General features: G+C 61.1%; 22 protein-coding genes. 19 read left to right on the plus strand and 3 right to left on the minus strand.

Annotated elements, in window-relative coordinates; translation table 11 throughout:
* Nucleotides 1–3: 3 nt before the first annotated feature.
* Genes FB478_RS12390 through FB478_RS12415 form a run of 6 tightly spaced genes read left to right on the plus strand, consistent with a single transcriptional unit; the run spans nucleotide 4 to nucleotide 5,469 of the window.
* Nucleotides 4–774, plus strand: coding sequence for a Flp pilus assembly protein CpaB (locus FB478_RS12390; RefSeq protein WP_056388998.1), 771 nt, complete (start codon nucleotides 4–6; stop codon nucleotides 772–774).
* Entirely contained in the window at nucleotides 771–1,970 is a 1,200-nt protein-coding gene (locus tag FB478_RS12395; RefSeq protein ID WP_144600729.1) for an AAA family ATPase, read from the plus strand. The genes FB478_RS12390 and FB478_RS12395 overlap by 4 nt, the downstream gene beginning before the upstream one ends.
* Complete coding sequence (locus FB478_RS12400; RefSeq protein WP_056388991.1) at nucleotides 1,967–3,412, plus strand: CpaF family protein; 1,446 nt, start codon at nucleotides 1,967–1,969, stop codon at nucleotides 3,410–3,412. Before FB478_RS12395 ends, FB478_RS12400 begins: the two co-directional genes overlap by 4 nt.
* Entirely contained in the window at nucleotides 3,413–4,366 is a 954-nt protein-coding gene (locus tag FB478_RS12405) for a type II secretion system F family protein (RefSeq protein ID WP_056388988.1), read from the plus strand. It abuts the gene before it with no gap.
* A 9-nt stretch (nucleotides 4,367–4,375) separates the two neighbouring features.
* Nucleotides 4,376–5,248 carry a type II secretion system F family protein gene (locus tag FB478_RS12410; RefSeq protein WP_056388985.1) on the plus strand — a complete coding sequence of 291 codons (873 nt, stop codon included), beginning with the start codon at nucleotides 4,376–4,378 and terminating at the stop codon, nucleotides 5,246–5,248.
* Nucleotides 5,249–5,256: 8 nt separating this feature from the next.
* Nucleotides 5,257–5,469: a Flp family type IVb pilin gene (locus tag FB478_RS12415; protein ID WP_056388982.1), complete on the plus strand. Its 213-nt coding sequence runs from the start codon at nucleotides 5,257–5,259 to the stop codon at nucleotides 5,467–5,469.
* A gap of 185 nt (nucleotides 5,470–5,654) precedes the next feature.
* Here the strand turns inward: FB478_RS12415 and FB478_RS12420 are convergent, their stop codons facing one another.
* The gene (locus FB478_RS12420) at nucleotides 5,655–7,631 is read right to left on the minus strand and encodes a DUF6541 family protein (RefSeq protein WP_144600731.1); all 1,977 of its coding nucleotides are present in this window, start codon (nucleotides 7,629–7,631) and stop codon (nucleotides 5,655–5,657) included.
* A 52-nt stretch (nucleotides 7,632–7,683) separates the two neighbouring features.
* Between FB478_RS12420 and FB478_RS12425 the strand changes: the two genes are divergently transcribed.
* From FB478_RS12425 to FB478_RS12480, 12 genes are all read left to right on the plus strand, one after another.
* Nucleotides 7,684–8,922, plus strand: coding sequence for a bifunctional glycosyltransferase family 2/GtrA family protein (locus FB478_RS12425; RefSeq protein ID WP_144600733.1), 1,239 nt, complete (start codon nucleotides 7,684–7,686; stop codon nucleotides 8,920–8,922).
* A 116-nt stretch (nucleotides 8,923–9,038) separates the two neighbouring features.
* Nucleotides 9,039–10,844, plus strand: a complete 1,806-nt coding sequence (locus FB478_RS12430) for a glycosyltransferase family 39 protein (RefSeq protein WP_144600735.1) — start codon at nucleotides 9,039–9,041, stop codon at nucleotides 10,842–10,844.
* 501 nt (nucleotides 10,845–11,345) lie between these two features.
* Nucleotides 11,346–11,537: a Flp family type IVb pilin gene (locus tag FB478_RS12435; RefSeq protein ID WP_056388971.1), complete on the plus strand. Its 192-nt coding sequence runs from the start codon at nucleotides 11,346–11,348 to the stop codon at nucleotides 11,535–11,537.
* A 205-nt stretch (nucleotides 11,538–11,742) separates the two neighbouring features.
* Nucleotides 11,743–11,934, plus strand: coding sequence for a Flp family type IVb pilin (locus tag FB478_RS12440; RefSeq protein ID WP_056388968.1), 192 nt, complete (start codon nucleotides 11,743–11,745; stop codon nucleotides 11,932–11,934).
* 134 nt (nucleotides 11,935–12,068) lie between these two features.
* Nucleotides 12,069–12,458, plus strand: a complete 390-nt coding sequence (locus FB478_RS12445; RefSeq protein ID WP_056388966.1) for a TadE/TadG family type IV pilus assembly protein — start codon at nucleotides 12,069–12,071, stop codon at nucleotides 12,456–12,458.
* Complete coding sequence (locus FB478_RS12450) at nucleotides 12,446–13,417, plus strand: pilus assembly protein TadG-related protein (RefSeq protein WP_082581681.1); 972 nt, start codon at nucleotides 12,446–12,448, stop codon at nucleotides 13,415–13,417. Before FB478_RS12445 ends, FB478_RS12450 begins: the two co-directional genes overlap by 13 nt.
* A gap of 22 nt (nucleotides 13,418–13,439) precedes the next feature.
* A complete protein-coding gene (locus FB478_RS12455) occupies nucleotides 13,440–14,189 on the plus strand; it encodes a Flp pilus assembly protein CpaB (protein WP_235509740.1) in 750 nt (249 codons plus the stop codon).
* Nucleotides 14,186–15,379 carry an AAA family ATPase gene (locus FB478_RS12460; protein WP_056388961.1) on the plus strand — a complete coding sequence of 398 codons (1,194 nt, stop codon included), beginning with the start codon at nucleotides 14,186–14,188 and terminating at the stop codon, nucleotides 15,377–15,379. Before FB478_RS12455 ends, FB478_RS12460 begins: the two co-directional genes overlap by 4 nt.
* On the plus strand, nucleotides 15,379–16,884 hold the full coding sequence (locus FB478_RS12465) for a CpaF family protein (RefSeq protein ID WP_056388956.1): 1,506 nt from the start codon (nucleotides 15,379–15,381) through the stop codon (nucleotides 16,882–16,884). Before FB478_RS12460 ends, FB478_RS12465 begins: the two co-directional genes overlap by 1 nt.
* A gap of 10 nt (nucleotides 16,885–16,894) precedes the next feature.
* Nucleotides 16,895–17,827 (plus strand): type II secretion system F family protein, encoded by a 933-nt coding sequence (locus FB478_RS12470; protein WP_056388953.1) that lies wholly within the window; start codon nucleotides 16,895–16,897, stop codon nucleotides 17,825–17,827.
* Nucleotides 17,828–17,833: 6 nt separating this feature from the next.
* On the plus strand, nucleotides 17,834–18,718 hold the full coding sequence (locus FB478_RS12475; RefSeq protein ID WP_056388950.1) for a type II secretion system F family protein: 885 nt from the start codon (nucleotides 17,834–17,836) through the stop codon (nucleotides 18,716–18,718).
* A 93-nt stretch (nucleotides 18,719–18,811) separates the two neighbouring features.
* Nucleotides 18,812–19,291: a hypothetical protein gene (locus FB478_RS12480; RefSeq protein ID WP_056388947.1), complete on the plus strand. Its 480-nt coding sequence runs from the start codon at nucleotides 18,812–18,814 to the stop codon at nucleotides 19,289–19,291.
* 3 nt (nucleotides 19,292–19,294) lie between these two features.
* Here the strand turns inward: FB478_RS12480 and FB478_RS12485 are convergent, their stop codons facing one another.
* Nucleotides 19,295–20,080 (minus strand): response regulator transcription factor, encoded by a 786-nt coding sequence (locus FB478_RS12485; RefSeq protein WP_144600737.1) that lies wholly within the window; start codon nucleotides 20,078–20,080, stop codon nucleotides 19,295–19,297.
* A 253-nt stretch (nucleotides 20,081–20,333) separates the two neighbouring features.
* On the opposite strand from FB478_RS12485, the gene FB478_RS12490 reads away from it, so the two are divergent.
* Entirely contained in the window at nucleotides 20,334–22,001 is a 1,668-nt protein-coding gene (locus tag FB478_RS12490) for a cell wall metabolism sensor histidine kinase WalK (protein WP_056388943.1), read from the plus strand.
* Here FB478_RS12490 and FB478_RS12495 read toward each other — a convergent pair whose 3' ends face one another.
* On the minus strand, nucleotides 22,002–22,895 hold the full coding sequence (locus FB478_RS12495) for a tRNA pseudouridine(38-40) synthase TruA (protein ID WP_144600739.1): 894 nt from the start codon (nucleotides 22,893–22,895) through the stop codon (nucleotides 22,002–22,004).
* Between the last annotated feature and the right edge of the window lie 5 nt (nucleotides 22,896–22,900).

Raw genomic sequence — 22,900 nt, forward strand, 5'->3', positions numbered from 1 at the left:
GTAATGAAAACACGCCTACTGGGAGGCATAGCCGCACTGGTGGTAGCAGTTCTTGGCACAGTCCTTCTCTTCAATTACGTCCAAGGAGCGGATCGACGCGCCTTGGCAAACACCGAAACAGAGGACGTACTGGTCGTCAAACAGAACGTCCCGGCCGGAACGCCGGCCAGCCAACTCTCGCAGTACGTTACTACTAAAGCAGTGCCACGCACCGCCGTGGCAGTCGATGGAGTCCACGATCTGGCCTCGTTGGGATCGACAGTCACCGCAGTCGCGCTGGTGCCTGGCGAGCAGCTCCTCAGCAGCCGCCTCGTAGACGCAAATGCCTACCTCGGCCCGTCACGGGTTGCGGTGCCACCCGGGCTCCAGGAAATCACTCTTCGCCTGGGGATTGAGCGGGTCGTCGGCGGCAAGATCCAGGCCGGCGACACAGTAGGCGTGTTCATCTCCATGACAGATCCTTCGGGCGTCGGCAACGGAACCCAGCTCACGTTCCACAAGGTTCTAGTCACTGCCGTTCAGTTCAGTTCGGGAGCCGCAGCCCAAACGCAGGCGCAATCAACTCAAGGGAGCTCATCGGGTGCCCTCAACGCGGCTAGCGAGAACAAGCCAGCTACAAGCGATTCGTACCTGATCACGTTCGCCCGGAATGCAGTCGACACCGAAAAGCTCGTTTATGCCGCTGAATTCGGGAAGGTCTACCTCTCGAAAGAACCGGCCGACGCCACTGAAGGCACCAACGGTGTAGTCAACCAAACAAAGGTATTCAAATGAGCCGGTTCATTCTGATATCGCCATCCCTTGACTACGAGCGCAAGGTTCGGGCATCTGTAGCCCCGTTGAGCGGATCATTGCAGTTTTTCCAAGCCGCTTACCTTCCCGAGTCCCCTGAAGATCTCCTTCGGCAGCAAGCAGGCGAACCTCCAGAGGTGCTCATTCTTGGCCCCGGGCTTCCGCAGGAGGAAGCCCTGAAATTCGCCGCGGTCATGGACCTGCAATATCCCGAAATCAGCATCGTGCTGGCGGCAGAGGACGACGGCGATCTTGCCTTGAATGCAATGCGTTCCGGTATTCGTGATCTGATCCCGCCCGCAGCAGATCTAGACCAGGTTCGAGCACTGGTGGAACGGGCGAGCCTTGCGGCCGCCGGACGCCGGCGGGGTTTGGCACCAAACACTGCCGAGCGTCCGGCCGCTGAAGGAGGCCGGGTCATCGCCGTCATGTCTCCCAAAGGCGGGGTGGGTAAGACGACGGTGGCCAGCAACCTTGCGATCGGCTTGGGACAGGTTTCACCCATGAGCGTCGTGGTTGTCGACCTGGATCTCCAGTTCGGGGACATAGCAAGCGGCCTGATGCTTGAGCCTGAATTCACGATCACGGAGGCTGTGGTGGGTGCCGCGAGCCAGGATGCAATGGTACTCAAGACCTATTTGTCTCTCCACCCAGGCAACATTTACGTCCTGTGCGCGCCCCGGAATCCTATCGATATGGACCGGATATCCGGCGAAAATATAAGCCACTTACTTCGCCAACTGAGGGCAGAGTTCCAATATGTGGTGGTCGATACCGCACCCGGCCTTGGCGAGCACGTGCTGGCCACTCTGGAGCAGGCCACGGACGCTGTTTGGGTATGCGGAATGGATGTCCCGAGTATTCGTGGGTTGCGAACGGGGTTCCAGATCCTTTCGGAACTCGATCTGCTCCCTGATAACCGGCACGTGGTGCTAAACATGGCGGATCGGCGGACGGGCCTGACAGTTCAAGACGTTGAGGCCACCATTGGCGCGCCTGTAGATGTCGTTCTTCCCAAGTCCCGCGCGGTCCCATTCTCGACGAACAAGGGCGTCCCGCTGCTTCAGGATGGCAGCCGGGATGGAGCAGCCAAGGGGCTGCGCAAGTTGGTCGAGCGGTTCAAACCTAATTGGGAAGCGCCACGCAAGAAGGTCCACAGAAGGGCGGTAGTTCAGTGAGTCTCTCCAACCGTTTTGCAAAGTTGCGTGGCGAGTCCGATGCTCCCACTTCCGAAGCTGCCCCATACCTCGCATCTACCTTGGGTTCTATTCAACTGGCTCAAGCAGCTGAGCAGGCCCAAGCCCCGGTGACGATAGAAGTAACCGGTGGAACTGCGAGCGAGGCACTCACAGGCCTCAAGGAACGGGCCAGTCAGGCACTCTACGAGAGGCTGGGCTCCCGGATCACGGACTCATCCCTTGAGGAGGCTGAGCTCCATCAGTTTGTAAAGGATGAGCTGAAGGCAGTTGTTGATGAGGAACAGGTCCCTCTGTCACAGGGTGAGCGACAGCGCCTCACACGGGAGATCATCGACGATGTCCTCGGACATGGACCGCTGCAGCGGTACCTGGACGACCCGTCAGTCACAGAAATTATGGTGAACAGGGCGGACCAGATATACGTCGAGCGAAATGGGCACCTTTTCCTCACCGACACCAAGTTCAGTAATGAGGATGCTCTTCGTAGGGTCATTGAGCGGATCGTCACCCGGATTGGGCGCCGAATCGATGAATCGTCCCCACTTGTGGATGCTCGCTTGGCCGATGGATCCCGTGTAAACGCGATCATCCCTCCGTTGGCGGTGAACGGCGCGTCGCTGACAATCCGTAAGTTCGGGCGCGAGGCGCTGACGGTACAAAAACTGGTCAGCTTCGGAAGCCTGTCCCCCGAAATGGCCGAGTTGCTCCAGGCATGCGTATTGGCAAGGATGAACATCATCGTTTCCGGTGGTACGGGCACCGGCAAGACGACGATGTTGAACGTGCTTTCCTCCTTCATCCCCGCTACGGACCGCATCGTGACCATCGAGGATGCCGTCGAACTGCAGCTTCAGCAGGACCACGTGGTCAGACTCGAAAGCCGGCCAGCGAATATTGAAGGCAAGGGCGAGGTCTCTATTCGTGATCTGGTCCGCAACTCTCTTCGTATGAGGCCTGACCGCATTGTTGTCGGTGAGGTCCGTGGCGGCGAATCACTCGATATGCTCCAGGCGATGAACACCGGCCACGACGGCTCGATCTCGACCGTCCACGCCAACTCGCCTCGTGACGCAGTGGCCCGCCTGGAAACACTTGTCCTCATGGCAGGGATGGACCTACCGCTCAGGGCAATCCGGGAGCAGATTGCGTCCGCGGTAAACCTGATCGTGCATATCTCGCGGCTCAGGGACGGATCACGGCGGGTGACACACATAACTGAAGTGCAGGGCATGGAAGGAGACATCGTCACGCTTCAGGATGCCTTCGTCTTCGACTATTCCGCGGGCATTGACGCGAACGGCCGATTCCTTGGGAAGCCTATTCCTACCGGAGTCCGGCCCCGGTTCACGGACAGGTTCGAGGAACTGGGAATCAAAATCTCCCCTGCTGTTTTTGGTGCGCAAGGGCCAAGGAGTCGATAGATGGAAACTCCAGAAGCTCCGGTCATGATGTTGGTTGCGGGGGTGCTAATGATCTTCACGTCGATCATTGTCACTTTCATTGTCGTACTGAAACCCCGTCATGCGATTCCGCTCTCACGGCGCCGGCCGGATGTGCCCGCAGGTGCTTCCAGGCTGACTGTCCTCACCGATACTGCAGTTGGCGCCATCAACAAACGTATGAAAGGAAGAAAAGACTTTCTGGTTAGCCGCGAAAAGCTGGAACAGGCCGGGTTAAAGACCCAGCCAGCCGACTTCCTGCTCATGATGGGCGCGGGCGCGCTGGCGGGAAGCGTCTTCGGTTTCCTGCTTGGGGGGCTCTTCTTCGCGATCATTCTGCTCGCAGTTGTTCCGGCCGGAATGCTCGCCTATCTTTCGGTACTAACTTCCAGACGGAAGGGCAAGTTCGATGAGCAACTGCCGGACACCCTGCAAATGCTCACCGGAAGCATGCGTGCTGGTCATTCCCTCTTGCGAGCTATCGACGCGTCAGCACGTGAAAGTGACGCACCCATGTCGGAAGAACTGAGCAGGATCGTCAATGAAACTAGGATCGGCCGCGACCTTGGGGATTCAATGAACGAGGTTTCTTCTCGCACCGGCAGCGAAGACTTCAGTTGGATCTCCCAAGCCATTGAGATCCACCGTGAGGTGGGCGGAGATTTGGCGGAAGTGCTCGACCACGTCGGCGAAACCATCCGTGACCGTAACCAGATACGCCGCCAGGTAAAGGCGCTTAGTGCCGAAGGCAAGATGTCGGCTGCCGTGCTCATGGGACTGCCAGTTGTTTTGTTCTTCGCCCTGATCCTGATCAACGGTCAATATGCGAAAACGTTTACGAGCACCGTTCCTGGTTACCTGATGCTGAGCGCTGCGGCTGTAATGCTCACTGCCGGTGGCTTCTGGCTCAGCCGGCTTATCAAGCCAAAGTATTAGGAGAGCAACATGTCACCCATTGCACTCGGAGCCATACTTGCCATCGTTTTGCCTGTCACATACCTCGTGTGGTCGGTAGCAGCCGTAGATAGGCTCGCCCTTCGAAACATCCAAACGAACCTCGGTCAACGGGCCAGGAACGCAGCTCCGCAAAGCTTAACCCTGGAATTCAGCGCCGTGGCCCGCAAAGTGACTCCAGTTCGCTACGTCGCTTGGCTGGACAAACAGCTCGCTGCCCTGGGACGCCCCAAGGAGTGGCCCCTTGAACGACTCCTGGTGACGAAACCGCTACTGGCTCTCGGTGCCGGACTTCTGGCTCTTTTCTACTTCCTCGCCTCGCCTGAGCCGGCACGGTTCGCGTTCCTCATTGCCGCTCTTGCGTTTGGCTATTTCGCACCGGACCTGCTGATTCGCAGTAAGGCTGAGAAGAGGAGAGACAAGATTCGGCTGGAGTTGCCGAACACCCTGGACCAGATGTTGATCTCTGTCCAAGCAGGTCTTGGGTTTGAAGCCGCTATGGCGCGCACAGCGCAAAATGGGGGCGGCCCACTGGCTGACGAAATGATGCGAACGCTGCAGGACATGCAAGTGGGGCGTTCCCGAAAGGAAGCCTATTTGGCTATGTCTGACCGAGTTGACGTCCCCGACCTGCGCTCATTCATCCGCGCGATTGTTCAAGCGGATGCATACGGAATTGCCATCGCCAAGGTGCTGAAAGTCCAGGCCCACGAAATGCGGATGAAGCGCCGACAGCGTGCCGAGGAACACGCCATGAAGATACCAGTGAAGATTCTCTTTCCACTAATTTTCTTCATCTTCCCGACCCTCTTCATCATCCTGCTGGGGCCGGCAGTCATGAACATCATCGCCGCGTTCTCCTAGGAGGAGTCATGAGGAATCCTGCACAGTCCCTATTCCTGATCCGTAATTTCGCACGGCGAATAAGGTGCGAGGAAGACGGCGCCACCGCAACAGAATATGGAATCACCGTTGGTTTCGTTGCTGTCGTCATCGTGGCCGGAGTCGGCTTATTTGGGTTCTCACTTAACGGCTTCTTTGACCATCTCACCTCCGGGATCAAGACTGCGCTCGGCATCCCCTAGCAGCGGCCGTAAGCCCGGCGCCTCTGGCGCCCCATAGACCGGACCCCCTCGGCACCCAGAACCGAGGGGGTCCGTTGTTGCCGTCCAAAGAGGCCAGCCGAGTCGGTGAAACGAGCAGCTGGCTTACCGACAGAAACCATAGGAGGGCGGTTTCCTCTTCGGATCGTTTCCATGGAGATCGCGGACTAGAGGTCGCAGCCCACGAATCTATACAAGATGGCGGAGCCTTGTTGGTCGACTTTGACGAATGCCGACGAATCCGGGGGAACGCTAATGCCTGGAAAATCATTCACCTCGGTGCGCAGCGGATCAATGTAGTGCTCGCCAAAATCAAGGAGGAATCCAACATTCTCCCTCTTTGCAGCCGCACAAGCCTCTGAGCCGGCCGTGGCTTGATTTAGTGTCTTGGCCACCAGCAAACGGTCCGGATTCGAACCTGTGTATGCGTGCGGGAAGAGTACCCGGCGGTTCGCGATGGCGAAGGCTGTGGAACTACCATCCCACGGGTTGTTGGCCATCACCGCACCCTCCGGGACTTCGGCACTAAGACGGCGCAGCAATTCAAGTTCATCGGGGCTCAGCAAGGGTGAGTCTGCTGTAAGAGCGTAGGTTCGTTCCCTCCCCGGCGTGGTTTGAGAATTTGTTGGCCACATCACGGTAGTAGCGGCCGCGGCTGCGATGCCAGCGGCAACAAACCATCTGACACGGTAGCTGGAGGCGATGTCTTCAAAGAGCCACGTCGCTGCCAGACCGACAAACACAGCCCAGAACATCGGCAGAAGGGCAGCGAGCCGGGGTGGGTCCCCGTACCACGCACCAATAATGATTTGCCTCGCGAGCGGCTGTGGTAGTGAGGCCGCCACCAGGTAAAGCGTGACGGCGCCTCCGTACGCGGCCAGAAACCACCGTCCGGTTGGGCGTCTGAACATGATGGCGGTTCCCAGCAGTGTGACCACCGCAAGGCTCCAGCTGACGTCCCCGTGAGTAGGAGCCACTACGAGGACACTGCCTATGGCCGCCGCAGGGGTGTCAATCGGATCCCAGGTGGTGGTCCACGGCCTCACCACGGCCCAGACCACCAGGCCAAGGGAAAATACGGTCGTCCAAAGTGCTGTCCATTGGAGGTAGGCAAGAGGATCGGACTTCCTCTGTTTGAGTTGCCGGAACGAACGTACGGTGGCCATGGCAGCGAAACCCGATGTAAGCCCAACAAGGGCTACCAGCGCCGACATGTGTGTGACCACAAGACCGGGCATTCCGGCCACCAGTGTCGTGAGGCCTAGCGGCCAAGGCATCGGTGTCCGGCCGAACCCAAGTAACGAGGCCGATACCGTCAGCAGGGGAGCCAGGAAAGTGACAGCGAGCATATACGGGAACAGCGGACCGAAGTCGCTCTTTTGGCTCTGCATGATAGTAAAAGGAAAAGCGAAAAATCCTGCGCTCGCAGTACCGGCAGCCAGCAAGGCGATCATCTTAGGTCCAACCACGACGTGGACCAGGAGAAGTACACCGATCGGCCATGCCAAGGCTACGACGGCGAAGTTTAGAGCATTCGATGCCTCGACCACGGGCAACCCTGTCGCCTCTGCCACAAGGGCAGCAAGCGCGTGCCATATTTGAGGGTAAAAACCGCCTCCTTCCCCCATCAGCTCCCTCACAGAGAAGGGTGAACCGTCTTGGGAATCAATGATCTGCTGGACGAGGTTAAGGTGAAATGGCGTGTCTATGCCTTGGTTGATGTTGGCCGGATCCTCGACAATCTGGGCATAGCGCAGGGTCAGAAGGATCCCGCTGGCGAGTAAGGCAAGCCAGTATGCAGCGCCTGCCGAGTTCTCTGCGGGATCCCAATTAAAGTACTTCGGCCAAAGCCTGGCCGCTACACGGACCAGGACAAGCGCAACTCCGGCGCACACCACTACGGATACGGTGAACACGCCCAACTGCCAGTCAATGTTCACCCACCAGCAAACCAAGGTGGAGACTGCAACAAGTGACGCAGTCAGGACCGGCGCAAGTGACATCATCCAAATACGCCGCAACCCCAGCGTCCAGCCGAGAAGCAGCCCGGGCAACAAGAGCACCGCCGCCGCCATTCCAAAGCCCGGCAGAGCAGTAAGCCAAGAGTTCAAGGATTCCCCAAGTAGTTCATCAGTATTCCCCAAGTTTCGACATTCTGCCCGGAAGCCCTCCCTGTGCGCCTATAGCATACCTAACATGAAACTTAGCCACGGGGGCCTGGCGCTTGAAATTGTTGTACCGGTTTTCAATGAGGAAGCCGTACTCGAAAAGAGCATCACTAAACTCGCAAATTATCTGCGTAACGAAATGTCAGTGACGTGGCAGATTACCATCGCCGACAACGCAAGCACTGACGAGACACCAGTCATTGCGGCTGGCCTGGCCGCCAGTATGTCAAATGTCGCTTACCGGCGGCTTGATGTGAAGGGCCGCGGATGGGCGCTCCGTGATGCCTGGACTTCTTCCGCCGCGGAAGTCCTGGCGTATGTAGACGTCGACCTCTCCACGGACCTCGCGGCACTGCCGCCGCTTGTCGCCCCGTTGCTGTCAGGCCACTCCGATATCTCCATTGGCACGAGGCTTGGCCAGAGCTCCCGCGTAAGCCGCGGGCCGCAGCGTGAGTTCATTTCGCGCTCATACAACTTTCTGCTTAAACGCACTATGCAGGTTCGTTTCTCCGATGCCCAGTGCGGTTTCAAGGCCGTCCGGGCTGAAGTCGCCAAGAAACTCCTTCCCCATATTGAGGACAACGGATGGTTTTTTGACACGGAACTGCTGATAATTGCGGAGCGCTCGGGCCTTCGGATCCACGAGATCCCAGTGGACTGGGTCGACGACCCGGACAGTCGGGTTGACATCATGCAGACAGCAGCTGACGACATTCGCGGACTGGTCCGCGTTGCTGGCTCCCTTGTGAAAGGGTCCATTCCCGTCCAAGCGATATATGCCGAGCTGGGGCGGCGCCCCATGGTCGCACAGTCGAGGCCCAGCTTTTTTGGGCAAGTTATCCGGTTCGGCATTGTCGGAGCCATATCCACTGTGGCCTTTGCACTGCTCTATGTGCTGTTCCAGGAGCCTCTTGGCCCCCAACCCGCCAACTTTCTCGCCCTCCTCCTGACGGCGGTGGGTAATACAGCCGCTAATCGCCGTTTTACGTTCGGCATGAACGGCCCGGACAGGCTCTTTACCCAGCAGTTTCAGGGACTTGTTGTTTTTACGCTGGCCTGGTCAATAACATCATCGTCGCTGCTGGTATTGCACACTTCTGCACCGCACGCTTCCCCTACCATGGAGCTCGTGACACTGACAGGGGCTAATATCCTCGCGACCCTCATGCGCTTCGTCATGTTGCGCGTCTGGGTTTTCCGTGTTCCCGGCACTGATCCAGCCCGCCGCGTTGTGGCATCCAGCGCGCAAGCGGTACGCGCCTCTTGACGGCGTTGACACCCGACCCGTCGGACCCCGCTGAGCTTCGAGCGCAGGTGCTTCAATCACGCCAAACCCCCCTTGCGGCACATCGGGCATCCTCGGGGCGCCGGAGGGAGACTTGGATGCTGTGGGCCCTCCTGGCCCTGACAGCGGTGCTCTACCTTTGGGGCCTGGACCGCAACGGATGGGCGAATTCGTACTATTCAGCGGCTGCCATGGCAGGCTCACAGGATTGGACGGCATTCTTCTTTTCATCCTCGGATCCTGGCAACGCCATTAGCGTCGATAAACCTCCTCTCAGCCTCTGGTTAATGTCGGCTTCCGTCTGGGCCTTCGGTCTGAATCCCTGGAGCATCTTGGTGCCGCAGGCATTGATGGGCGTCGCGAGCGTCTTCCTGATGTACCGCATGGTCCGCACTTATGTCGGAAGCACCGCGGGGTTTCTCGCAGCGACATTCTTCGCCATAACCCCGGTTGCAGTGGTGATGTTCCGCTATAACAATCCGGATGCATTGCTCACCTTGCTGATGATCGGCGTGGCCTATGCTGCGTTGGAGTCTATCCGCAGCGACAAGGTTCGGTGGCTGATATTGGCTGGTGGCCTCACCGGTGCTGCTTTACTGACGAAGCAGCTTCAAATCGCACTGGTCCTGCCTGCGGTTGCTGTTACCTATCTCGCTTTTGCCACCGGTCCACTTGTGAAACGCGTGCTGCACGTCGCGGCTGCCCTGTTAACAGCAGTGGTTACGGGCGGCTGGTGGTTTGTCCTTGTGCAGATGGTCCCGGCGGCCAGCCGCCCCTTCGTCGGAGGATCCCGTCTTAACAGCGCGGTGGAATTGAGCTTGGGCTACAACGGCCTGGACCGCCTGACCGGTGAGGACGCCAGCCGGACTATGTCTCCCAGCACCGCCAGCCTGGCGGAAAAACTGGATCCAGGATTTCAGCGTTTCCTGCAACCGCAATTCTCTGGCCAGTTCGGCTGGTTCCTGCCTCTGGCCGTAGCAGGCATGTGCATTGCCATCTGGCACATCAAGCGGCGGAGCGGTAGCCGGCGATATCGGGCGTTCCTCAGTCTGTGCGTTCTCTGGTTTCTCTGCGCCTCAACGGTGTTGGCATTCATGTCAGGTATTGTCCATCCGTATTACTGCCTAACTGTTGTACCACCGTTGTGCTGCCTCGCAGGGACGGGTCTGCTGCACTTGTACCGGCTTCGTGACCAGCGAAACGCACGCTGGGTGCTGGCCGGGACGCTCCTGGCAACGATGGTTCTGGCCTTCCTCTCGGCGAATCGTTCAACCGCTGATTTTCCGCTAGGTCCTCTTGTGGCGCTCCTGGTCTGGTCGTTGGCCATCACCCTTCTGGCGGTCCCGCCCCCGTTTCCAGCCCTCCGGAACGTGCCAGCGAGCCTCTTGGCTGTCGCGCTATTGGCCGGTCCTTCCGTTTGGTCCCTCAATACAGTCCTGAGTCCCCACGAGGGTGCAGGCGTCGTGGCTGGCCCCAGTATCCTCGGCGTGCGCACCGACCACCCCGACCGTCAGCAGATGGGTTCGGACGTGCCACCCAGTTTCATGGCTGTCATGTTCGGAAACCTGCCAGAATCCGGAATCGTTTCGCGCCTCCGTGCCACGCCGGCCACCAGCAAATGGTCGGCGGCCATGGTGGGCTCCGAGACAGCGGCTAACTATCAGCTGGCAAGCTTACGCTCCGTGCTGCCGCTTGGCGGTTTCGATGGTACTGATCCCTTCCCGACCCTGGAACAGTTTCAGCGTATGGTCACCGACCACCAGGTGGCGTCCGTAGTCATACAGGACCTGCCACCATTGACCCTTGAGGGCCGCGGAGAGTCGGCAAGAATCGTGGACTGGGTGAGAGGCCATTACCGGGCCGAACAAATCGGGAGTGCCCAGTTTTACAAGTTGCTGCCGTAACGGCGGACAGTGGCCGCACAGCTTCTGTCCTTTTCGGAACTGGGCCATCCTTCCGATATCGCAGGGTTTGCCGGGTGATTGCGCACCAAACATGCACTTTGAAAAGCCTTTGCGAATACGCCAGCCACCCCGTCGAAATGACTCAAGCGGAGAATCTGTCGCGTTGACCACCTGTACTTGCGCAGGACTTTCACCGTGGAAACAGCTCGGGTTCCACGACGGACACCGTCCAGGCGACGGCTCCTCATGGCGAACGCCGGTGTGACCCAACAACACCGAATACAGCAAACAACACATCCATTCCTGGTGCCAGCTTCGCCTTCGCAGTCTGCAAGCCTTCCAGTTCCGCAAGGTTTTCCACGCAATTGCGCAGGAAAGGTACACCTTGAAAAGCCTTTGCACAGGATCCTGCAAGACCCGGTCAACACCGCATCAAGGCTTGCTAACTTCGTCTTAGTGCTGGTGCAGGGCCAGCCAAACCTACTCGCTCAGGAGTTCATAATGCTTTCTCTCATCGCCACCCTTCAGACCCTCGGCTTCAACATCAAGAACCGCCTCCACGACGAAAAGGGCGCAACAGCTGTCGAATACGGCATCATGGTCGGCCTCATCGCAGTCGTCATCATCGTCGCTGTAACCACCTTGGGCGGCCAGTTGAACACCATGTTCACCAGCGTCACGGCCAAGCTCTAGCTGGGACGAAAAGAGCTCGGGTTCCTGCGACGAACACCGTCCGGGCCACGGCTCCTCATGGCGAACGCCGGCGTGACCGCAAACAACAGCGGGTTCGGCAAAATACAGAATCCTGCAAGACCCGGTCAACCGTTTCAAGCCTTGCTATAACTTCGTCCTAATGCTGGTGCAGGGCCAGCCAAACCCACTCGCTCAGGAGTTCACAATGCGGTCTCTCATCGCCACCCTTCAGACCCTCGGCTTCAACATCAAGAACCGTCTCCACGAAGAAGAGGGCGCAACAGCTGTCGAATACGGCATCATGGTCGGACTCATTGCAGTCGTCATCATCGTCGCAGTAACCACCTTGGGTGGCCAGCTCAACTCGATGTTTACAAATGTGACTGCCAATCTCTAAAACCCGGCCCCTACAGCAAGACCCGAGGCCCAGCGCGCCCGGCTATTGTGCGGTGCAGCTCAACTGCACCGCACAAGCTGTTTCACGTGTACAAATCCACTCATCGCAACACAGACTCGAGAGGAACGCAGCAGATGCTGAGGCCATCAGAACGCGGGGCGGCGGCCGTTGAGTTCGCCATCGTCGTGCCTGTCCTCATCAGTTTGCTCCTTGGCATCATGGAATTCAGCCGGGCCTACAACGCCCAGGCATCGCTTTCGGCCGCGGCCCGCGAGGGGGTCCGGGTAATGGCCATCACCAATGATCCGGCGGCGTCTCGGACGGCAGCCGAAAACACGGCTGTCTCCCTAAATCCCCTTCTCGCTGATTCAAACATCACCTTCAAGAACCTCGACACGGGCACTACAACCTGCTCATCGGGCAACCGCATTGCGGTCACAATCACATATACACTCTCCACGCTGACTGGTATCGCCGGACCATTCACTATGACTGGCCAAGGAGCCATGTTGTGCGGCGGCTGAAGAATATCAGCAGAAATTCCCGCTCCGAACAGGGCGCCGTGAGTGTCATCGTGGCAATAATGATGGTGGCTCTGCTTGGTTTCGCCGCCGTGGCGGTTGATGTCTCGATGATGTACTCAGAACGTACCCAGGTTCGGAACGGCGCTGACGCGGCTGCGCTTGCCATCGCTCAGAAGTGCGCTAAGAGTACCGCTGACCCGGACTGCACGGGCACCTCCCCGCTCGCCGCCAGCCTAGCGAATAGCAACGCCACCGACGGGCTGAGTAACATCAAGTCCGCCACGCCCAATACGGCCAGTCAGACTGTAACCGTTACGGCGGGATCACAGCAGACGGGGAATAGCCCAAACCAGGTCACCCTCTTTTTCGCTCAAATATTCGGAATCTCTTCGGCAGAAGTAACCGCTGCCGCTTCGGCGCAATGGGGTACCCCGTCCAAGGGGCCCGCTATTCTTCCCTTGGCCATTGCTTACTGCAAACTGGACATTCCACCAGCCGGAAGCCAAGGCGCCGTACAGGTTCTCGAGCAGGCGGTGAATGGTTGTGGTGGCTTGCCGGGCGGGTTCGGGTGGATCACCACCTCGGGAACAAAATGCTCCGTCACGATGACGGCCGGCCAGTCCGACAATGCGGGTATCTGGTTTGCGAGCGATCCCGGGGCCAGCGCCCCAACGATCTGTAGCGCTGCCGATTTCAACCAGATGAACGACCAGACAGTTCTACTCCCTCTCTATGACGTGGCCACCGGTACGGGTTCCTCCGGCAAGTACTACGTCAAAGGCTTTGCGGCATTTCATGTAACTGGCTACCACTTTGCCGACATTTCCTGGAGCACGGGCGGAAACGTCCAAAACAAGACGATTCGTGGATACTTCGTAAAATTCGTATCCCTCGCCCAAGCATTTGAACTTGGTAACGTCCCAAACTTTGGGGCCTCAGTTGTGCGCCTCACCCCATAGCTAAAAGCAACAGGAGCAGTCATTGAAGTCACGTATGTTGGCCGGTGTATCAGCAGTGGTGCTGGCCATCATTGGGGCGCTTCTCATCGTCGCCTACGCCCAGGGTGCCGACCAGCGCGCCATGAAGGACTTGGATCCCATCGGGGTACTCGTGGTGACCAAGGCCGTACCGGCAGGCGCTTCCCTCGACATCGTAAAGGCGTCCGTTACTGAACAGCAGGTGCCAGCAACCGCTGTTTCAAAGACCGCTCTGAAAACCCTTGAGGCCTCCGCCGGCAAAGTCGCCGCAGTGGACCTCGTCCCCGGCGAGCAACTTCTCGCCGAACGGTTGGTTGACCCGGTGGACGCCAAGTCCAGTGGTGCCATCAAAGTGCCTATAGGGATGCAGGAAGTAACCTTCGAGCTCGAACCCAAGCGTGTGGTGGGCGGCAGGATTGACGCCGGCGACCATGTGGGCATCGGGTTCAGCTTCGCTGCGGAAAAAGCAAAAGCAGGCGAGCCAACCACCCAACTCACCCTCCGAAAGGTTTTGGTTACCGCCGTCCAGCGGGCCCCGCAGGCACTACCAAGCGCGAAGCCCACGGACGGCACCAATCCCCAGGACACAACGCTTCCGCAAGGTTCGCTCATGGTCACGGTTGCCGTGAACGACATCGACGCAACCAAGATCATCTACTCCTCAAACAACGGCGATCTCTGGCTCACCAAAGAACCCCTCGACGCCAAGGACAACGGCGGCTTCATCGCCAAGAAGGACACGGTGTATAAGTGAGCCGCTTCGTCCTCCTTTCCCCCAACGGCGACTTCGACCTGAAGCTGCGTTCCGCCGTCGCCAACGGCCTGCGCGGCAGCGTCCAGACCATCGCCTCGGACATCCTCCCGGCGGGCCCCGCGGAACTCTTCGCCCTCCTCAACCAGGAGCAGCCGGAGGTGCTGATCATCGGCCCGGACGTCCCCTACGAGGAAGCACTCCGGTTCGCCAAGGTCTTCGATGTCCAACTGCCCGGCCTCAGCCTGGTCCTGGTCAGTGACATTGACCCCGGTGGCTTGTTGCACGCTATGCGCGCGGGCATCCGGGACATCCTCAGCCCCCAGGCGGACGCCGCCGAAATCCGGGTGCTGCTGGAACGCGCCTGCCAGTCCTTCGCCACCCGGCACCGCGGCCCCGAGGCACAACAGTCGGGGAACGGCAAGGGCCTGGTCATCGGCGTGTTCTCCCCCAAGGGCGGCGTGGGCAAAACCACACTGGCCACGAACATCGCCATTGGACTCGGGCGGATCGCCCCCATGAGCGTGGTCATCGTGGACCTGGACCTCCAGTTCGGGGACGTCGCCTCCGGCCTCTACCTCAACCCCGAACACACGGTCACGGACGCCGTCACCCCCGCCGCCGCCCAGGACTCCCTGGTCCTCAAGGCCTTCCTTACCGTGCATCCGGCCGGCATCTACGCCCTGTGCGCACCGCCCAACCCGGTGGACGCGGACCACATCACCCCGGACCAGGTCAGCCGGCTGCTGGAGCAACTGGCCCAGGAGTTCCAGTACGTGGTCATCGACACCGCCCCCGGCATGCCGGAAATCGGACTCGCCGCAATGGAGAAATGCACCGATGTGGTCTGGGTGAGCGCCATGGACATCCCCAGCCTGCGCGGACTCCGCTCCGGCCTGGAAGTCCTCCGCCAACTCGAAATCATGCCGGAATCCCGGCACGTGGTCCTGAACATGGCGGACGCCAAGGCAGGCCTGAACGTGCAGGACGTCGAATCCACCATCGGCGCCCCGGTTGACGTCAGCATCCCCAGGTCGCGCGCGGTGGCCCTGTCCACGAACCGTGGCATCCCTGTCCTGCAGGACTCGAAGAAGGACCCCGCCGTCAAAAGCCTCCGCCAGCTTGTGGAGCGCTTCAATCCGGCCTGGCGAGCACAAGCACAGCGGAAGCTTCACCGAAGGGTGGTTATCTGATGAAACTCTCCGAGCGCATCAACGCGGTCCAAGGCCGCAACGTATCCTCCACCAGCCCGGGATCCGTACCCGGCACCGCGCTGCTCGAGCAGCCGCGTCCTGCGACCGCGCCTTCCCCGTCCCCCGCCGAACGTGCGGAAGCTCGCTCTCCCGGCATCACCGCCGTCGCGCATCCAACGCACGAGGCCGGCACTTCCTTTGTGCCTAAGGCACCGGGCGTGGATGTCTTCGCAGCAATGAAGCTCAGGGCCGCAACCGCACTTTTCGAGCGGATGGGCACCCGGTTCAATGATGGTGCAGTCACTGAGCAGGAACTCCGGAGCACAGCCAAAGAGGAGCTTACCCGGATCATTGACGCGGAACAGGTACCGCTGACGCCGGAGGAGCGGACCAGGCTGGTCCAGGACGTCGCAGACGACGTGCTGGGCTACGGCCCCCTCCAGCGGCTGCTGGACGATCCCGCAGTCACCGAAATCATGGTTAACCGCATGGACCAGATTTACGTGGAACGCAAAGGGAAGCTGGTTCTCACTGAGTCCCGGTTCAGTTCCGAAGAGCACCTGCGCAAGGTCATCGAACGCATCGTGTCCAAGGTAGGCCGCCGCATCGACGAGTCCTCGCCGCTTGTGGACGCCCGGTTGGAGGATGGCTCGCGTGTCAACGCCGTCATTCCGCCCCTTGCCGTGGGGGGCTCCTCGTTGACCATCCGTAAGTTCAGCAAAACTCCGCTGACCGTTCAAAACCTCATAAACTTTGGCACCCTGACGCCGGAGATGGCGGAGCTGCTAAACGCCTGTGTCAAGGCCAAGCTCAACATTATAGTTTCCGGCGGTACCGGAACCGGCAAGACGACGTTGCTGAACGTGCTGTCATCCTTCCTGCCGGCTGACGAACGCATCGTGACTATCGAGGACGCCGTGGAACTACAGATCCAACAGGAGCACGTCGTTCGGCTCGAAAGCCGTCCGCCCAACACCGAAGGCAAAGGCGCGGTGACCATCCGTGAGCTCCTCCGCAACTCGCTTCGTATGCGTCCTGACCGAATTGTGGTTGGTGAGGTCCGTGGCGGCGAATCACTGGACATGCTCCAGGCCATGAATACCGGCCACGACGGCTCCCTGTCCACGGTTCACTCCAACTCCCCCCGCGACGCCGTGGCCCGCCTTGAAACCCTGGTGCTGATGGCTGGCATGGACCTCCCGCTGCGGGCCATCCGCGAACAGATCGCCTCCGCGGTGAATCTGATCGTGCAGATCTCCAGGCTCCGTGACGGGTCCCGCCGGATCACCCACGTCACCGAGGTCCAGGGGATGGAAGGCGACATTGTCACCCTCCAGGACGCGTTCGTCTTCGATTACTCGGCCGGCGTGGACGCCCAGGGGCGGTTCCTCGGGAGGCCCGTGGCCACCGGCATCCGGCCCCGGTTCATTGACCGTTTCGAGGACTTGGGAATCCACGTATCGCCGGGCGTCTTTGCCGGTCCGCTGTCCCCGGGCGCCAAGTAGGGACGCGGCCATGATCATCGCCATTGGAAGCGTCTTTCTCCTGGCTGCTATCTGCCTCCTCGGCGTGGCCATCCTTCTGCCAAGCGCCCCTACAGTGCCGCTGGACCGCCGTCGTCCGTTTGAACCGGAACCGCCATCCTCCCTGTCCCGGCTGGCACTGTCAGGCGTCAGGTCCTTCGAACGGCTGCTCGGTGGCCGCAACGTCAGGCTATTCTCCCGCGCGGAGCTGGAGAATGCGGGCCTGCGCCAAAGCCAGGCCGAATTCTTCCTGCTGGTGGGCATCGGCGCGTGCGTCGGGATGCTGGTGGGAGCCGTGATTGTGGGCCCACTGCTCGGATTGCTGCTCGCGCTGCTCGCTCCGTTCGTGGGGAAGCTTGTCCTCGGCTTCCTGAGCGGCAGGCGTCGTGCAGCGTTCGACGGCCAACTCGGCGACACCTTGCAACTGCTCTCCGGCGGCCTCCGTGCCGGCCACAGCATCCTGCGCGCCATCGATGCCGCCGCCGTGGAATCGCAGAAGCCAACGTCGGAAGAGATGCGCCGTGTAATCACCGAAACCAGCCTGGGCCGCGACCTGCTGGCCGCCCTCAACGACACCGCCGAGCGGATGAAGAACGAGGACTTCGTGTGGATCTCGCAGGCCATCCAAATCAACCGGGAGGTCGGCGGCAACCTGGCCGAGGTGCTGGACCAGGTGAACGAGACCATCCGCGAGCGTGGGGAGATCAAAGGCCACATTAAGGCACTCGCCGCCGAGGGCAAGTTCTCGGCTTACATCCTAATAGCCATGCCGTTCGGTATCGTTGCCATGCTGCTTTCCGTCAGCCCCAACTACATGAATTCGATGTTCACCCATCCCCTGGGCTGGGTGATGATCGGAGCCTCGTTCGTCCTGATGACCATCGGCGCGCTCTGGATGCGCAAGATCATCGACCTGAAGTTCTGAGGACACATGAACCTGACCATCCTGCTCTCAGTCCTTCTGGTCTGCCTGCCCCTTGCGGGGCTTGCCTGGTCTGTCCTGACCGTGGACAAGCAGGGCCGGACCTCCGCCGCCGAGCTACTCTCGCGCGGCGCACCGGCAGTCACCGCTGCACCAGTGGGAGCACCGGGGCTACTCGAAACCTTGGGCAGGCGCGTGACTCCCCCGGCCTATGTCGCATTCCTGGACCGGCTGCTGTCCCTCGCCGGCAGGCCCGTTACGATGCCGCTGGGCAAGGTGCTTGGGTCCAAGCTGGGCCTCGGCCTGGTCGGGGTGGCCCTGGGCGGCTACTTGGCGGCGGTGGGAAGCAGCCCGATGATGAAACTCGCGGGACTCTTCGTCCTCTTCCTTGGTTACTTCATCCCGGACCTCCTGCTATACAGCAAGGGCAAGGAACGGCAGAAGGCCATGCAGCTGGAACTCGCCAACACCCTGGACCAGATGCTCATTTCGGTTGAGGCTGGGCTGGGCTTTGAAGGCGCCATGGCCCGGGCAGGCGAGAACGGCAAGGGCCCCCTTGCAGAGGAGCTGGTCCGCACCCTGCAGGACATGCAGGTGGGACGCAGCCGCCGCGAGTCCTACATCGCCCTGGCCGAGAGGACCAGCATCCCGGAGCTGCGCAGCTTTGTGCAGGCCGTGGTGCAGGCGGACACGTACGGAATCGCCATCAGCCGGGTCCTGCGCGTCCAGGCGAAGGTCATGCGGGTCAAACGGCGCCAGCGGGCCGAGGAAAAGGCCATGAAGCTGCCCGTCATGATCCTTTTCCCGCTGCTGTTCTTTATTTTTCCGGTCCTCTTCATTGCCATTCTGGGGCCGGCCGTAATCAATACAGTGGTGACCTTCAGCGGCCAGTAAAGATGCTCAGCGCGGCGGCAAGGTTGTCTCAAGGTTTACACAGAATGATGAAAAACAGGACCCCGAAGCATTTCCAGGAAGTAGCCTTGAACAATGAACAGTCCCGATCCCGGTTCCAGCGGAAAGAGCCCCGCTGCGGACTTCCCGCTGTCCGGGGTCGGTTTTCCTCCCGCTCCCGCTCCCGCCGGCGTGGACCCCTCACTGGAAGCGGCCGCTCTCTTGCCGTTGGTTGATGCCGCAGTGCTGGCGGAACTCGAAGATGAGCTGGCCGGGTCCGGACTGGCGCAGCGCTTCGCCAGGGACTACGCGGCCATGTGGGACGTGCGGCTGGCCCGGCTGGGGACAGCGGTGCTGAGCCGGGACGGGGACTCTGCCCTGGACGCGGTCATCAGCCTCAAAATCAGTTCCGCCATGGTGGGTGGGGTACGGCTGGCAAAGCTCGCCGAACTCCTGGAGGGCCTGATCCGGCAGGGTGACTTTGTCCAAGGGCAGGCGATGATGGCAGGCGTGGCCCAGGACGGGGCACGCACCGTATCCGAACTGCAGTCAACCTACATCATGGAAAACGGCTAGCAGTCAGGCATCGTCCGGCCGCTTCGGCGCCAGCCGGTAACCCACCCCACGGACTGTCTGCAGCCAACGAGGGGACAACTGGTCCTCTTTCAGCTTGCGCCGCAGGTTTCCCACGTGGACCTCCACCGCCCGTTCGTCCGCTTCGCTGATGTACGTATCCCGATCATAGAAATCGCCCCGCACCGCCCGCACCAGGTCCGCCCTGGTGCACACGGCACCACCGCCCTTCAGAAGCACGTGGAGCAGGTCGAACTCGCTGCGGGTCAAGCCCAGCGGCTCACCCTTGACCTCCACGGTGCGCGTCCGGTGGTTCAACAGGAGTCCGTTGTGCCGCAGGACCCCAGGCTCGGACTGCGTGGCGGCAGGAACCGGTGCCTGGCCCCCGTGTGACGCGGATTCATGCTGCTCGTTCACCTCGTGGCGCGGCCTGCGCATCATGGCTGCCACCCTTGCCCGGAGTTCCCTGGGCCTGAACGGCTTGGCGATATAGTCATCCGCGCCCGCATTCAGTGCTGACAGCAGGTCCGGTTCGTCGGTCCGGCCAGTCAGCATGACCACGTACGCGTTGCTGAAATTCCGGATTCGCCGCAAAACCTCGAACCCGTCGATATCCGGCAGGCCGATATCCAGCGTCACAACGTTGGCCTGCTTGGTGCGGACCACCTCAACCCCGGCCCGTCCGTCAGCCGCCGTATGAACTTCGAAGCCCGCCTGGGTCAAGACACCTTCGAGGAGGTTGCGTACGTCGTCGTCGTCCTCGATAACCACCGCTACACCAAGATCGTCCATTAATACCCCTGCGCCAGGCGGAGATGGCCCCCCATTGGCCCAGCGCCAATGCCATTCCCGCTCCAACAATTTATACGCTACTAGTAAGCCCGGCTGTGCACATCCGAATCGACACTGAAAATTGAAAAGTCAATTACTATGACAAGACATGTGCATTATCCAAGGGAAAGGGTGCTGGCCAAGGTAACTGGGGGGAATTGCTACATCTTGGCGGCGCCTGCTTTCCGGACCTAAAGGGGTACGAGTCAGAAACATGGCCGAGCCGTTGTTCCAGCGTGGACCCGGACGCATCTTCCGGCGGCTGGGAACCCGCGCCCAGGTGGCGCTGTGCCAGCTCCCCCTTACCTTCCTTGTGCTTGTCATTGCCGTGGCCACCCCCTTCGCCTGGCCCTCACTCATGCACTCCCCCTTGTACGTGGCCGGCCTTGCCCTGAACGCGGTTTTGTTCCTGGGCTGCTTCCTGGTTCCCTGGGAACGCCTGGCGCACCGCCCATACCTGCTGATCCCCGTGCTGGACTTCGCGCTGATCGGGTTCCTGCGCAACGGCGCCGCTCCGCTCCTGCCGGGCCTCGCGGTACTGGTGGTCTTCCCAGTCATCTGGCTTTCCGCCTCCGGCATGCTGGCGCGCAGCAGCCTGGTGCTCAGTTTTGCGGGGCCCTTCCTGATCATGGTTCCATCTGCCGTGGGCCATTTCCCCACCGTCACGGCCTCGGACCTCACCACCGTCCTGCTCTTTCCCGTGATGATGCTCGCTGTATCCCTGGCCATCCGCTTCGCGAGCGTAAGCCTCCGGCAGCAGCAGCGTGAACTGGCGGACAAGGACCGTGAACTCCGCGAACTGCTGGCCGCAAGCCGGGAACGGGAGAAGCTGCTCGAAACTGTATTGGAGGCCACCGACGTCGGAATTGCCGCCGTCGACCGCTCCGGCCACTTCCTGGTGTCCAACAGCCGCCAGCGCAACTTCCGCCGTGTCACGGGCGCTGACGACGCCCTCCCCGGCCAGGGGCACCAGCTCATCTTTGGACAGGACCGGCGCACACTGCTCCCCCGGGACCGGCGGCCCATCAACAGGGCCATGGCGGGTGAGTCCTTCGCCGACTACCTGGTGTGGGCCGGCGAAGGCCCGGAGCAGCGCGCCATATCCACCGCCGCCCGCCCGCTGGTCGGCGAGGACGGCCGGCTGACCGGGGCAGTGGTGGTCTACACGGACGTCACCGGCTGGGTGGAGTCTCTGGCCGCGAACCAGGAGCTGGTGTCCAACGTCTCGCACGAGTTCAAGAACCCACTGAACTCGATTCTGGGCAACGTGGACCTGGTCCTGGACGACGCCGACAGCCTGCCCCGGCAGGTGGCCCAGCGCCTGCTCGTGGTGCAGCGCAACGCGGAACGGCTGCTGGACCTGGTGGCCGACCTGACGGCCTCCGCCTCCACCACCTTGAACGTCCACCCCAAGCGGACCGATCTGGCCAGCCTGGTGGAGACCAGCCTTGGTTCCGCCCAGGCCCTGGCGCAACGCTCCCACGTGGAGATCGCCGCCGACGTCCCCTCGCCGCTGTGGGCCTACGCGGATCCGCTCAGGATCGGACAGGTGCTGGACAACCTCGTGTCCAACGCCATCAAGTACTCGCCCGACGGCGGCAAGGTCAGCATCAGCGCGGACGCGGACCGGCAGTGGGTCCGGCTGAGCGTCACGGACACCGGGATGGGCATGTCCAGCGAGGACGCGGCGAGGGCTTTCAACCGGTTCTTCCGCGCCGAGACCGCCCGGAAGGCCGCCATCCCGGGCGCAGGTCTGGGTCTGTCAATCACCCGAATGATTGTGGAGCGGCACGGCGGGACGATCGCCTGCGAGAGCGGCGAGGGCCAGGGCAGCACGTTTACGGTGACGCTGCCGGCCGAGGGTCCACCCCCGGCATTCTAGTCAGGGCTCGCGGAGCGCCCGGGTCTGTTCGGCGCGGGCCAGGAGTTCGCTGTCCGAGGGGTAGGCCACTTCCTCAAGCACCAACGGATGCGGGGCGGCCAGGACCGACTTGGCGTCCCGCTTCTGCAGCAGCAGCCGTTCGTGCAGCCAGCCCGGCTCCACAACGCCTTCACCCACGTACAGCGCGGAGCCGATGAGGGCGCGCACCATGTTGTGGCAGAACGCATCCGCCTGGACGGTGGCCACAATGACGCCGTCCTCGCCGCGCCTGAACTCAAACCGCTGGAGTTCCCGGATGGTGGTGGCGCCTTCGCGCGGCTTGCAGAAAGACAGGAAGTTCTGCAGGCCCAGCAGCTGTGAGGCGCCCTCGTTCAGCAGTCCCACGTCCAGCGGATTCCTGTGCCACAACGTGAAATACCGCTCCAACGGATCCCACAGGGCGGGCCCGTCTGCGATCCGGTAGCTGTAGCGGCGCCAGAGAGCCGAGAAGCGGGCGTCAAAGCCCACAGGTGCCAACGAGATGTCATGCACTTCCACGGCCCCGTGAAGATCGCCCAGGGCCCGGTTCAATGCCCCGCGGAGCCTGCGCAGCATGGCGACGGCGGGATCCAGTTCGTGCCCGCGCGGCAGGTTCTGCCACTCGTCTTCGGTGAGGTCCAGGTGGACCACCTGGCCGCGGGCGTGCACGCCGGCGTCGGTCCGTCCCGCCACGGTGACACGCACCGGACGGCGTACCAACAGGGCGATCGCCTCTTCCAGGACGCCCTGGATGGTACGCCGTCCCGGTTGCAGCGCCCAACCGCTGAACGGGCCGCCGTCGTACGAAAGGTCAAGCCGGATACGCAAAAACCCGCCGCCCCCTGGAACGGGGGCCGCGGGTTTTTGGTGGTTCACAGACC

This window comes from Arthrobacter sp. AG367 (assembly GCF_007828995.1).
In the GTDB taxonomy this organism is placed as follows: domain Bacteria; phylum Actinomycetota; class Actinomycetes; order Actinomycetales; family Micrococcaceae; genus Arthrobacter.